This window comes from Sphingobium sp. SYK-6, from assembly GCF_000283515.1.
Classification (GTDB): Bacteria; Pseudomonadota; Alphaproteobacteria; order Sphingomonadales; family Sphingomonadaceae; genus Sphingobium; species Sphingobium lignivorans.
Window position 1 is genome coordinate 593,164 of the sequence record NC_015976.1, and the last position, 12,547, is coordinate 605,710.

Genomic DNA, 12,547 nt, shown 5'->3' on the forward strand with positions numbered 1-12,547 from the left:
CTCAGGCTGCTTCCAGGCCGCGCGGCAGCTTGAAGGAAATCACCTCGGTCGAGGTGCGCACTTCCTCCTCGGTGATGGCGAAGCGCTGGCCGAGCGCGTCGATCACGCCGCGCACCAGCACTTCGGGCGCGCTGGCGCCGGCAGTGAGGCCAAGCGTCGCGATGTCCCCAAGCCACTCGAAATCGAGATCGTCCGCGCTGCGGATGAGCCGGGCGCGCGCGCCGCATCGCTCGGCCACTTCCACGAGGCGCAGCGAATTGGAGCTGTTGGGCGCGCCGATCACCAAGACCGCCTGCGCCCGGGCCGCGATCTCCTTGGCGGCGGCCTGCCGGTTGGAGGTCGCGTAACAGATGTCCTCACCCTTGGGGGCCGCGATATCCGGGAAGCGGCGCTGGAGAATGGCGACGATGGATGCTGTGTCGTCCACCGAGAGCGTGGTCTGGGTGAGGAACGCCAGCGACTGGCCCGGCGCGGGCGTGATCGCCTCGGCATCCGCTTCGGTCTCGATGAGAGTCATCGTGCCCTCGGGCACCTGGCCGAAGGTCCCGATCACTTCGGGATGATTGGCATGGCCGATGAACAGGATATGCCGCCCGGCTTCGACCTGCCGTTCGGCCTGCCGATGGACCTTGGAGACGAGCGGGCAGGTCGCGTCCAGATAATCCAGTCCGCGCGCCTGCGCATGGGCCGGCACCAGCTTGGGTACGCCATGGGCGGAAAAGACGACGGGCCGGCCATCGGGCACTTCATCGAGTTCGTCGACGAACACGGCGCCGCGCGCGCGCAGGCCATCGACCACGAAGCGGTTATGGACGATCTCGTGGCGGACATAGACCGGCGGCCCGAATTTCTCGAGCGCGCGCTCCACGATCATGATTGCGCGGTCGACACCCGCGCAGAAGCCACGGGGCGCGGCGATGAGCACGTGGAGCGGCGGGAGCGTTAATGATGCGGCCATGTAGCGCTCTTTAGGGCCATGGAACGCGCAGGGAAAGGCGCTTCCTTTCAGTTGCGCGGCCGGGGGTCCGCGACTAAGAAGCGCGGACTTGTTTGCGAGCCGGTGCCGCCTTGCGCGCCGGATGAAGAAGGGTTTGGGCCATAGTGCGGATCGCCGCTGCATCGAAATTCGTCGTTCTGGCCGGCGCGCTGGCAGTTGTTTCCGGCTGCGCGAAGCGGGGCGACATCGATCCGACAGGCCAGGGCATCATCCAGTTCCGTTCGGCATGCCCCCTTGTCGCCATCCCTGCCCACACCGGCGACATCACGGTCTTCGATCCCCCGCAGAGCCGGGATGCGGCGGCCGTGGACATCGTAGCGAACATCACCAATCTGCGCTCCAGCTGCACGCCCACGGGCGAGGAAATCCACAGCCAGGCCACTTATCTGGTGAGGGCGCTGCGTCGCGATCCGGGTCCGGCCCGCGACGTGGATCTGCCGGTTTTCTCCACGGTGGTGCGCGGCGGCACGCAGGTCATCGCCAAGCGCGTGACGACCGTCCGCCTGCATTTTGCGGAAGGGTCGCTGCGCGCCGAGGCGAACGGCACGGCCGCCGCTTATGTCAATCGCGCCGCAGCGACGCTGCCGTCGGACATCGAGCAGATGATCACCAAGCCCCGCCGCACGGGCGATGCGGACGCCGCGCTCGATCCGCTGGCGCGCCCGGAAGTGCGGGCGGCGATCCAGCGAAGCAGCTTCGAGCTGCTCGTGGGGTTCAACCTGACCACCGATCAGCTCCGCTACAACATCACTCGCTGAGATTTTTTCCCGGCGGCCGGGCGATCATGACCATCCTGTCGCCGGACGCCGCCGCTGACAGGACTGCATGACATGAGTATCTTTGCCCGCACTGCCGCTGCGCTCGACGGCCTGCTCGACGAGATGGTGGCCGCCGGAGAACTGCCCGCCGGCCTCAACCGGACGGCCGTGACCGTCGAGCCCCCGCGCGACCCTGCCCATGGCGACATGGCGACCAACGCCGCCATGGTGCTCGCCAAGCCGGCCGGCACCAATCCGCGCGCGCTCGCGGCGCTGATCGTGGCGCGGTTGAGTGCGCTGCCGGACGTGGAAAGCGTCGACATTGCCGGGCCCGGCTTCATCAACATGCGCCTCGTGCGGTCGGCATGGGAAGGCGAGCTGGCCGCCGTCCACGCGGGCGGCGCCGACTATGGCCGCTCCGCCACCGGCGCGGGCCGCACCGTCAATATCGAATATGTCTCTGCCAATCCGACGGGGCCCATGCACATGGGCCATTGCCGCGGCGCGGTGGTGGGCGATGCGCTCGCCAGCCTGCTTGCCTTCAGCGGCTACGATGTCACCCGCGAATATTATATCAACGATGCCGGCAGCCAGGTGGAGACGCTCGCCCGCTCCGTGCACCTGCGCTATCGCGAGGCGCTGGGCGAGGACATCGGCGAGATTCCCGAGGGCTTCTATCCCGGCGACTATCTGGTCCCCATCGGGCAGGCGCTCGCCGCCGAGTTCGGCGACACATATGTCGCCGCCGCCGATTCGCTCTGGCTGGAGCTGTTCCGCACGCGCGCCGTCGCGGCGATGATGGACATGATCCGCGACGATCTCGCTCTTCTTGGCATCCATCACGACCTCTTCTCCTCCGAGGCGGAAATGCAGCGCAGCGGCAAGGTGGACGCGGCGATCGCGCGGCTCGAGGGCATGGGGCTCATCTACGAAGGCACGCTCGAGAAGCCCAAGGGCGAGGCCGACGAGGACTGGGAGCCGGTGCCGATGGTGCTTTTCCGCGCCAGCCAGTTCGGCGACGACAGCGACCGGCCGGTGAAGCGGCCGAACGGGCAGTACACCTATTTCGGCAACGACCTCGCTTATCATGCCGAGAAGGCCAGCCGCGCGGACGAGCTGATCGACATCTGGGGTGCCGACCATGCCGGCACCGTCAAGCGCATCAAGGCCGCCGTCGCAGCGCTGACCGGCGGCAAGGCCAGGTTCGACGTCAAGCTCGTGCAGATGGTGCGGCTGCTGCGCGACGGCGAGCCGGTGAAGATGAGCAAGCGCTCGGGCAATTTCGTCACGCTCGCCGATGTGGTGGAGGAAGTGGGCAAGGATGTCGTGCGCTTCACCATGCTCACGCGCAAGGCGGACGCGCAGATGGACTTCGACTTCGCCAAGGTGGTGGAAGCCTCGAAGGACAATCCGGTGTTCTACGTGCAATATGCCCATGCCCGGATTTCCTCGCTCGGCCGGCGCGTGAAGGAGACATTTCCGGACACACTCCCGGCGCCCGACCTGTCCCGCTTCGGGGCGGAGGAGCTGGACCTCATCCGGCAGCTCGCGAATTTCCCGCGGGTGGTGGAGAGCGCCGCCCTGGCGCGCGAACCGCACAGAATTGCCTTCTATCTCTATGACTTGGCTGCATCTTTCCATGGCTGGTGGAATCTCGGCAACGATCAGCCCGAGCGGCGCGTCATCGTCGCGAGCGATGGCGCGATCACGGCGGCGCGACTGCACTTGAGCGCGGGAATCGGGCAGGTTATCAGGAACGGGCTCGCCCTGATGGGTGTCGCGGCGCTTGAGGAGATGAGCTGATGACTGCCGAACAGGGGGATGGTTTCAATCTGGACGATCGCGACCGACTGCCCTGGCTGGAGCCCGCCGGAGCCGAGGAAGAGCCGGAGCGCGCCTCGTCCGCGAAAGTGATCGGCCTCGTGCTGGCCGGGCTCGTTCTGCTCGGTGCCATCGTCGGCGGCGGCTACTGGCTCAAGAACCGCAACGGCGCGGCAGGCGGAACGGAAGAAGCCCGGCTCATCCAGTCCGAGGGGCAGAGTTTCAAGATCCCCGCCAATGCCTCCGATGCCCGGGAATTCGACGGGGAAGGCGACGCGGCCTTCGACGCGAGCGAGGGTGGCGAAGCCGCCGGCCGCATCGACGCCAGCAAGGCGCCCGAGGCGCCGCGGACCGACCTCAAGGCCGCGATCGAGCCGACGACGCCGCCAGCCCGCCCTGCCGCCGGCAAGCCCAATGTGACCGCGCCGGTCAAGACCGTCTCCGTCGCCTCGAAGAAGCCTGCGACCACGGCCGCGAGCGCGAGCGACGGCACCCCGCGCATCCAGCTCGGCGCTTTCGGCTCCAAGGAGATCGCGGAAGGCGTCTGGAAGAAACTGTCCGGCCGCTTCGAATATCTCACGCCGCTCGGCCATTCGGTGGAGCCGGTGGAGACCGGTGGCAAGACGCTGTACCGCCTTCGCGTGCCCATGGCCTCCGTCGCGGAAGCCGGGACGACCTGCGGCAAGCTCCGCGTGGCGGGCGAAAACTGCATGGTCGTCCGCTGAGCTGCATGGGGGAACCGGGGCACAGGCCATGAAGCCAGTGATCTTCGGCCTTGCGGGCGCGCGAGTGAGCGAGGCGGAGCGCGCGCTGTTCCGCGCCTGCGATCCGGCGGGCTACATCCTCTTCGGCCGCAACATCCGCGACCGCGCGCAGGTCCGCGCGCTGACCGGCGAGCTGCGCGAGATCGCCGGGCGCGACGATCTGTTCATAATGGTCGATCAGGAAGGCGGCCGGGTCGCGCGGATGCGCGCGCCGGAATGGCCGGATTATCCACCCGCCGCCGCGTTCGACGCACTTTACGAGCTGGCCCCATCGAGCGCGATCGAGGCGGCGCGCTGCAACGCGCGCGCGCTCGGCGCGATGCTGGCCGAGGTCGGCATCACGGCGGACGCGGCGCCGGTGCTGGACGTGCGGCAGGAAGGCGCCAGCGATATCGTGGGCGATCGGTCGTTCGGCAGCGAGCCGATGCGCGTCGCGGCGCTCGGCCGCGCGACGCTGGACGGCCTGCGGGCCGGCGGCGCGGTGGGCATCGTCAAGCATATGCCGGGTCATGGCCGGGCGCTGGTGGACAGCCATCATGCGCTGCCCACCGTCACCGCGAGCAGCTGGGACCTGGAAAGCGACATGGCGCCGTTCCGCGCGCTCAACGGCGCGCCGGCGGGCATGACGGCCCATATCGTCTACACTGCCTGGGACGCGGAGCGCCCCGCCAGCCTTTCGCCGCGCGTGATCGGCGAGATCATTCGCGGCGCCATCGGCTTTGACGGGCTGCTGATGTCCGACGATCTCGACATGAAGGCCCTGAGCGGTGCGGCGGACGAACTGGCGGCCGGCGTCATCGCGGCGGGCTGCGATCTCGCGCTCAATTGCTGGGGCCGGATGGCGGAAATGACCGCCATCGCCGCCCGGCTGCCCGACATGAGCGATCGCGGACGCGAGCGACTGGCGCGGGCGATGGAGACGATCGCCGACGGGCCGGACGCGGACTGGCCGATCGAACTGTCGCTCGCCACGCGCGATGCCCTGCTGGCGCAACGGGCATGAGCGGGGACGCCGGCTCCGGGGCGGGGGCGTCGGCGGACATGGATCGGGTCGGCATGGCCGGCGATCCGCCCCGCGATCCGCCCCGCGACATCGACTGGAACGAGCCCGTCCGCCGGGCGCCGGGGGAGGCCGTGCTCACTGTCTCGGTGGAGAGCTGGGAAGGGCCGCTCGACGTGCTGCTCGCACTGGCGCGGACGCAGAAAGTGGACCTGCGCGAAATCTCCATCCTCGCCCTTGTCGAGCAATATCTGCACTTCATCGAGGAAGCGGCCGAGCTCCGGCTGGAGCTGGCGGCGGACTATCTCGTGATGGCGGCCTGGCTGGCCTATCTCAAGTCCGGCCTGTTGCTGCCCCGGGAAGCCCAGCCCGATCCCTCGCCCGAGGAACTGGCGCTGCGCCTGCATCTGCGCCTGCAGCGGCTGGAAGCGATGCGCGAGGCGGGCGCCCGGCTGCTGGCCCGCGACCAGATCGGCCGCGACGTGTTCGTCCGGCCCGCGCCGGAAGGGCTGCATCGCCCGCGCGCGATCGTCTGGCGCGCGAGCCTTTATGATCTCATCCAGGCTTATGGGCAGGTGAAGGCGCGCACGGCGCCGCGCATCCATATCGTTCATCGCCGGCCGGTGATGACGCTGGACGAAGCGATCGAACGGGTCTCGCGGCTGGTCGGCATGGAGATCGACTGGGCCGCGCTCGGCCGCTTCCTGCCCGACACGGCCGATCCGCAGCTGCGCCGCTCGGCGCTGGCGAGCAGCTTCGTGGCGGCGCTGGAGCTGGCCCGGCAAGGCCGGGTGGAGCTTCGGCAGGAAGGGATTTTCGAGCCGCTCTATCTTAGGGCTGCGTCGCGCCCGGCGGGAGCAGGCGCATGACGGGGGACATGGCCGCGCGGCTGGTGGAAGCCGTGCTTTTCGCTGCCGAGGGGCCGCTGACACCGCAGGAAATCGCGCGCCATGCCGGGCTGGAAGGCAGCGCGCTGCCGCATCTCGCGGCCCTTGCCGATCATTATGCCGGGCGCGGCATCGAGCTCGTCGAGCGTGGGGGGCGCTGGCATTTCCAGACCGCGGCGGACCTTTCCCACATCCTGCGGCGCGAGCGCGAGGAGCCGCGCAAGCTCTCCCGCGCCGCCGTCGAGACGCTGGCGATCATTGCTTATCATGAGCCGGTGAGCCGCGCCGAGATCGAGGCGATTCGCGGCGTGCAGGTGGCGAAGGGGACGCTTGACGTGCTCATGGAAGCGGGATGGGTGCAGCCGGCGGGCCGGCGCGAAGTGCCCGGGCGGCCCCTCATTTATGCCACGACGCCCGATTTCCTCAGCCATTTCGGCCTTGCCAGTCGCCGCGATCTGCCGGGAATCGACGATCTGCGGGCAGCCGGTCTCCTCGATCCCGTCGACCTCGCCATGGAAGCCGCGGAAGCGCATTCGCTGCTGGAAGGGGAGGACGAGGATGAAGCGCGGGACGAGCCGGAAGACGAGTGACTCGCGATTTTCCGGCCGGACGTCCCGGATTTGTCACGATCACCGGGCATGGCGCGCTGCCCGCATGACATCATGGCGGACAATCGACGCCGCCATGCATTGCGCATCGCGCCCGCAGGCCCTAGTTAGATCGGATTGACAGGAGAATTTCGCATGGGTTTCGGTTCCCCCCTGCATTGGATCGTTCTGGTCCTGGTCGTCGTGCTGCTGTTCGGCGGCGGTCGCATTTCGGGTTTGATGGGCGACGTCGCCAAGGGCATCAAGAGCTTCAAGAAGGGGCTCGCCGATGACGAGGATGAGACGGCGGCCTCGGCCAAGCCCGCGCAGCGGATCGAGCAGCGTCCCGTGGCTGCTGGCGAGCAGGCCGCGACGCGCGACGAGCAGAAGCTCGATAGCTGATTTCAACGCGCTGACACGGCGGGCCGCCTGCAATGCTTGATATCGGCTCGTCCGAGCTGCTGCTGATCATCATCGTGGCGATCGTCGTGATCGGCCCGAAGGATCTGCCGCGCGCGCTCTACAAGGTCGGGCAGGTGGTCGGGAAAGCGCGCGGCATGGCGCGTCATTTCCGCACGGGCCTCGATGCCATGGTCCGCGAGGCGGAACTGGAAGAGCTGCAAAAGCAATGGGCCCGCGAGAATGAGCGGATCATGCGCGAGACGCAGCTCCCTGGCATGAGCACGTCCGCGACCGCGTCCGCTTCCGCAGCGGACGGCGCGCCCGCGCCTGCCCTCGAGTCGCCCGGCGCTTCTCCGGAAGGGACATCCACCGCTGAGAGCGCGTCGCCTCCGGGCGAGGCAGTGCCGCCATCGCCATCCCTCGCCGGCACGGACCAGCCCTCGCTCCCGCTCGACGGAGGCACAGAGCCGCCCAAGGGGTCCGCGGCATGATGGACATCGACGAAAGCAAGGCCCCGTTGCTCGATCATCTGATCGAGCTGCGCAAGCGGCTGCTCGTCTGCGTCTGGGCCTTGTTCCTCTCCGGCGGCATCTGCTACTATTTCGCCAGTGAAATCCTCGGTTTTCTGATCCAGCCGCTGAAGGACAGCTTTGGCCCCGGGCAGGGGCGGCTGGTCTACACCAAGCTCTACGAGGCCTTTTTCGTGGAGCTGAAGGTTGCCCTCTTCGGCGCGCTGTTCATTTCCTTCCCGATCACCGCGAACCAGCTCTGGGCTTTCATCGCGCCCGGCCTCTACGCCAAGGAGAAGCGGGCGCTGCTGCCCTTCCTTCTCGCCACGCCCGTGCTGTTCTTCTCGGGTGCGGCGTTCGCTTATTATCTGGTGATGCCGACGGCCTTCCATTTCTTCCTGAACTTTCAGGGGGAAGCGGGCGGGCTCGATGTCGAGGCGCTGCCCAGCATGGAAAGCTATCTCGGCCTCGTCATGCAATTCATCCTGGCGTTCGGCATCAGCTTCCTGCTGCCGGTGCTGGTGATGCTGCTCAACCGGGCCGGCATCGTGACGCGCGCACAGCTAGCTGGTGCGCGCCGCTACGTGATTGTCGGGGCGGTCGCGCTGGCGGCCGTGCTGACGCCGCCGGACGTGATCTCGCAGCTCATGCTCGCGATCCCGCTGTGCCTGCTCTACGAACTCGCGCTGATCGCGATCTGGTTCACCGATCGCCGCAGCGCGCGCGAACAGGCGCTGGCAGAAGTAGAGTAGTTTCCCCACAGGCTGTCGCCAGCCCTAGCGAAGCGACCGGCCGCTTTCGAGATATTCGCGCTTGATGTGCGATTCCGGGAGGCCGCGCGCGGCGCTCTCCTGTGGGACTTGCTGGAGGGAGGCGGGCGCCGCGCTGGGGGAGCGGGGCGCCAGGTCGCGCATCGGCACCGTATCGGCGACCGGCAGAGCGGACAGGGCCGGCATGGCGAAGGCTGCCTTGCGCGGATCGATATAGGCGTTGGCGCCCGGTCCGTTCACGCTCTCGATGCCCGCATAGGATGCGCGGAACCGGGTGGGCAGGCCGGCATCGCCCGGCGCGCGGTAGAAGACGTGCGCGCCGATGATCGCGACGGGGTGCATCCGGCTCGCCCAGCCGGGAAACACCGTCATGGCATGATAGAAAGTCGCGTGGCCGGCGGGCGCGAAGGTCGCGCCGCCGAGCGCGGCCTGCGCGACGCGGCGGGCCCTCAGCCAGCGGCCGGGCTCGGGCGCGCGGGCCATGGCGCCATTGCAGGCGAAGGTGAACTGGCAGCGCAGGTCGTCCCGCTCCGTGCCTTCGTAGACGACGCCGCAGACGCTGTTCGGCCAGTCCGGATGGCGCACCCGGTTGAGGATCACCTGCGCGATGGCGCGCTGTCCTTCCTCCGGCTCGTTGGCGCCCTCATAATAGATGGCGTTGGTGAGGCAGGAGAGGGCGCGCATCCGGTCGATCGCGGTGCGGCCGGCAAAGCGATGAGGGGCGGGCGGCGCGCCGATATCGATGGCGAGAATGTGCCGGTTGCCGCGCCATTGCGGGGGCAGGCCGTCGACACGGCGCGCGGCCTGATCCGCCGTCGGCATCAGGGCGCCTTCCGCGTAGAAATAGGCCGATCCGGGAAAAGTCGCGCCCGGCTGTGCGAAGGAGGCCGGGGTGCCGGAGCCGGCGGGTTCATGGCCTCCCGCGATCTCGCTCGCCGCCATGGGAATGAGCCGCAGGCCCAGCGCCAGGAACGCGAACGGCAAGATCCAGCGCCAGACCGACAGGCCACTGCGCGGCGCAAGGGCGTGGGCGCGCGAGCTCTGTAGGGCAGGGGCGATCGGCGGCATGGCGCTTCCTATCACAAGCGGCGTAAATTTTCCCGAAAGCCGTGCGCCGGGCGGAGCGCGAACCGGCCGGGGAAGCCTGCCGGCGCGGCCCCGTGGGAACACCGGTGCATATGAGGACAGCAGGCGCCCAATCTGCGCTTGCGGGCGCGCGCAATCTCCTTGCTTGCCGTGCGCGTGCAGGCATCCTACGTCAGGGCGCATGACCCTTCACAGCAACACGCTTTCCCTGATCGGCAACACGCCGCTCGTGCGCCTTGCCGGTCCATCGGAGGCAAGCGGCGCCGAGATCTACGGCAAGTGCGAATTCATGAACCCCGGCGCATCGGTGAAGGACCGTGCCGCGCTCTCCATCGTCGAGGATGCCGAGGAGAAGGGACTGCTCCTGCCCGGCGGCACCATTGTCGAGGGCACGGCGGGCAATACCGGCATCGGCCTGGCGCTGGTTGGCAATGCCAAGGGCTATCGCACGATCATCGTCATGCCCGAGACGCAGAGCCAGGAGAAGAAGGATACGCTGCGCGCGCTCGGCGCGGAGCTGGTGCTGGTGCCGGCCGCGCCCTTCTCCAATCCCGGCCATTTCGTGCATACTTCCCGCCGGATCGCGGAGGAGACGCCGAACGCGATCTGGGCCAACCAGTTCGACAATATCGCCAATCGCCGCGCCCATATCACCGGCACGGCCGAAGAGATCTGGGCGCAGATGGAAGGCCGGATCGACGGGTTCACCTGCGCGGCGGGTACCGGCGGCACCATCGCGGGCGTCGGGCTTGGCCTCAAGGAGAAGGACGAGCGCATCGCCATCGCGCTCACCGATCCGCATGGCGCGGCGCTCTATAATTATTATGCCCATGGCGAGCTGAAGGCGGAAGGATCGTCGGTCGCCGAGGGCATCGGGCAGGGCCGCATCACCGCCAATCTCGAGGGCGCGCCGATCGACACGCAGTTCCGCATTTCCGATGCCGAGGGCCTGCACTGGGTGGAAAAGCTGATGGGCGAGGGGCTGTGCGTGGGCCTTTCCACGGGCATCAATGTCGCGGGCGCGGTGGCGCTGGGGCGGGCGCTGGGGCCGGGCAGCCGGGTCGTCACCATCCTGTGCGACACCGGCCTGCGCTATCTCTCGACTCTCTACAATCGTGACTGGCTCGAATCGAAGGGGTTGACGCCATTCCCATGGCTGTCCAACTAAGGCTCGGGGTGGATCGGCCGCGCTGGGTAGCGTCGGCTGGCCGACCGGGAGTTTGAGCGTGGCTCAAAAAGGCGAAGTGCGCGCCCATCGCGAGGAACTGCAGCGTGTCCAGATCGGTCTTGTCGGTCTGGCGGCGGTCCTGTTGATCGTCACCCTTGCCAATCTCGTGGTGCAGACCGCGCGGGGAGACAAGTCGAGCAACGGCACCCCGGTAGTGATCGACGAGAGCGCGATCGGCATCGTGGTGCCCAATGGCAGCGGCAGTGCCCAGCCGAGCGCGAACGAGCCGCTCGCCGACCTTGGCGTGACGCCGACCGCGGACAGCGCGGCCGCACCCGCGCCCCAGTCCACCGCGCCGAGCGGTGCCGTGCCCGACCTCGAACCTGACCCGCGCCTGCGCGAACGCATGGACCAGGACGCCGATCGCACCAATTCCACGCGCTGATCCGGCCGTGCAAATCCTCGCTTCGCCCCGGCGAGTCCTTCCTTCATTCCTGCTGACGCTGGCGGTGCCGGGTGGTGCGCTGCTGGCCGGCTTTGCCGGGTCCGCATTGCGCACCGGCCGGCTCGATCCGCTGGACTGGCTGCTGCCGGGCATGGCAGCGGTGCTGCTGCTGGTCTGGTTCACGTCGGGCGGCCCGGGCTGGCTGCGGGCGGGCCGGGCGATGAGCCTCGTCGCCGCGCCGCTGCTGGCGCTCTTCATCATCGCCGGCACCGGCTGGCCATGGGCAGGCCTCGTCCTGCTGGTGGCCGGGCTGGCGCTGGCGGCAGGGGCAGGACTGATTGCGGCCCGAAATGCCGGGAAGGCGCGGTGGCTGGCGCTCTGCGGGCTTCTCCTTCCGGCGATCGCCTTACCCTCTCTTGCCGACGCGCTTGGCGGCGCGGGTGGCGCAAGGGGTGCGGTCGGGCCGGTGGGCGTCATGACAGCTTTGCCGCTGCATGGCGCGGCGGTGGCGGCCGCGCCCGGCCATCCCTCGCTCGATTCGGTGGGACTGCGCGCGCCGCTCTGGCTTTGGCTGGAGCGGCATGGTCCCCTGCGCCCGATCGACGCGCTGGACCGCGCCGCGCTCGACGGGGTCGGCACGTTGCTCCTTGCCCAGCCGCGCGCGCTCGCGCCGGACGAACTCGTGGCAGTCGACGACTGGGTCCGGGCCGGCGGGCACGCGGTGATCCTGGCCGATCCCCTGCTGCACTGGCACGATCCCCGGCCGCTCGGTCATCCTGCGCGACCGCCGCTGACCAGCCTGCTCGATCCGCTGCTCGCGCATTGGGGCCTGCGCCTCGACATGGCGGAAAGCGCGGGCGCGGCGGATGCCGTGGAGCGGCGCCCTCTGGCATCGGGAGCGCTGCTGCAGCTTTCGGGCGCCGGGCGCTTCGAGCGGCATGGGAAAGGCACGGCATGCGTCCCCGATGAGGCCGGGCTGATCGCGCGATGCCGGATCGGCGCGGGGCAGGCGCTGCTCGTCGCCGATGCCGACTGGATCAATGACGCCCTGTGGACGCTGGCGCCGGACCGGCCCGGGGATCGCGGGGCGTGGACCAGCGACGCGCCACGCGTGCTGGAGAGCTGGCTGCGCGGCGGGGACTCGCCTGCCGATCCGGTCACGACATGGCTGGCCAGCGGCGAGGCGCTGGTGCGTGGCCTGCGGGCATCGCTGCTCCTGCTGCTCCTTCTCGCACTGGTGGATGGGCTGGTGGCACGGCGCCCCAGCCGTTCCCACGCGGCGAAAGAAATGAAGAGGGATCAAAGAAGGAACATTTCAAAAACATCGATCGATACGGGGTGAAGTCGGAGCGA

At 68.7% G+C, this 12,547-nt stretch carries 14 protein-coding genes; 12 read left to right on the forward strand and 2 right to left on the reverse strand.

Annotated features, from left to right (window positions below; translation table 11 throughout):
• Position 1: 1 nt before the first annotated feature.
• Entirely contained in the window at positions 2–958 is a 957-nt protein-coding gene (gene ispH, locus SLG_RS02785) for a 4-hydroxy-3-methylbut-2-enyl diphosphate reductase (RefSeq protein WP_014074896.1), read from the reverse strand.
• 143 nt (positions 959–1,101) lie between these two features.
• Between ispH and SLG_RS02790 the strand changes: the two genes are divergently transcribed.
• From SLG_RS02790 to tatC, 9 genes are all read left to right on the forward strand, one after another.
• Positions 1,102–1,755 (forward strand): hypothetical protein, encoded by a 654-nt coding sequence (locus SLG_RS02790; protein WP_014074897.1) that lies wholly within the window; start codon positions 1,102–1,104, stop codon positions 1,753–1,755.
• A gap of 72 nt (positions 1,756–1,827) precedes the next feature.
• On the forward strand, positions 1,828–3,558 hold the full coding sequence (gene argS, locus SLG_RS02795) for an arginine--tRNA ligase (protein ID WP_014074898.1): 1,731 nt from the start codon (positions 1,828–1,830) through the stop codon (positions 3,556–3,558).
• Positions 3,558–4,301 (forward strand): SPOR domain-containing protein, encoded by a 744-nt coding sequence (locus tag SLG_RS02800; RefSeq protein ID WP_014074899.1) that lies wholly within the window; start codon positions 3,558–3,560, stop codon positions 4,299–4,301. The genes argS and SLG_RS02800 overlap by 1 nt, the downstream gene beginning before the upstream one ends.
• Positions 4,302–4,329: 28 nt before the next feature.
• Entirely contained in the window at positions 4,330–5,343 is a 1,014-nt protein-coding gene (gene nagZ, locus SLG_RS02805) for a beta-N-acetylhexosaminidase (RefSeq protein ID WP_014074900.1), read from the forward strand.
• Entirely contained in the window at positions 5,340–6,209 is an 870-nt protein-coding gene (locus SLG_RS02810) for a segregation and condensation protein A (protein WP_014074901.1), read from the forward strand. The genes nagZ and SLG_RS02810 overlap by 4 nt, the downstream gene beginning before the upstream one ends.
• Positions 6,206–6,817 (forward strand): SMC-Scp complex subunit ScpB, encoded by a 612-nt coding sequence (scpB, locus tag SLG_RS02815; protein ID WP_014074902.1) that lies wholly within the window; start codon positions 6,206–6,208, stop codon positions 6,815–6,817. The genes SLG_RS02810 and scpB overlap by 4 nt, the downstream gene beginning before the upstream one ends.
• Before the next feature lie 153 nt (positions 6,818–6,970).
• Entirely contained in the window at positions 6,971–7,216 is a 246-nt protein-coding gene (locus tag SLG_RS02820; protein ID WP_014074903.1) for a twin-arginine translocase TatA/TatE family subunit, read from the forward strand.
• Between the two features lie 32 nt (positions 7,217–7,248).
• A complete protein-coding gene (gene tatB, locus SLG_RS02825; protein WP_014074904.1) occupies positions 7,249–7,707 on the forward strand; it encodes a Sec-independent protein translocase protein TatB in 459 nt (152 codons plus the stop codon).
• Entirely contained in the window at positions 7,704–8,477 is a 774-nt protein-coding gene (gene tatC, locus SLG_RS02830) for a twin-arginine translocase subunit TatC (RefSeq protein ID WP_014074905.1), read from the forward strand. Before tatB ends, tatC begins: the two co-directional genes overlap by 4 nt.
• Before the next feature lie 24 nt (positions 8,478–8,501).
• Here the strand turns inward: tatC and SLG_RS02835 are convergent, their stop codons facing one another.
• Positions 8,502–9,563 carry a cell wall hydrolase gene (locus SLG_RS02835; RefSeq protein ID WP_014074906.1) on the reverse strand — a complete coding sequence of 354 codons (1,062 nt, stop codon included), beginning with the start codon at positions 9,561–9,563 and terminating at the stop codon, positions 8,502–8,504.
• 199 nt (positions 9,564–9,762) lie between these two features.
• On the opposite strand from SLG_RS02835, the gene SLG_RS02840 reads away from it, so the two are divergent.
• Genes SLG_RS02840 through SLG_RS20200 form a run of 3 tightly spaced genes read left to right on the forward strand, consistent with a single transcriptional unit; the run spans position 9,763 to position 12,536 of the window.
• The gene (locus SLG_RS02840; RefSeq protein ID WP_014074907.1) at positions 9,763–10,749 is read left to right on the forward strand and encodes a cysteine synthase A; all 987 of its coding nucleotides are present in this window, start codon (positions 9,763–9,765) and stop codon (positions 10,747–10,749) included.
• A 58-nt stretch (positions 10,750–10,807) separates the two neighbouring features.
• Entirely contained in the window at positions 10,808–11,194 is a 387-nt protein-coding gene (locus SLG_RS02845) for a hypothetical protein (RefSeq protein ID WP_014074908.1), read from the forward strand.
• Positions 11,195–11,201: 7 nt separating this feature from the next.
• The gene (locus tag SLG_RS20200; protein ID WP_014074909.1) at positions 11,202–12,536 is read left to right on the forward strand and encodes a DUF4350 domain-containing protein; all 1,335 of its coding nucleotides are present in this window, start codon (positions 11,202–11,204) and stop codon (positions 12,534–12,536) included.
• The last annotated feature ends 11 nt before the right edge of the window (positions 12,537–12,547 follow it).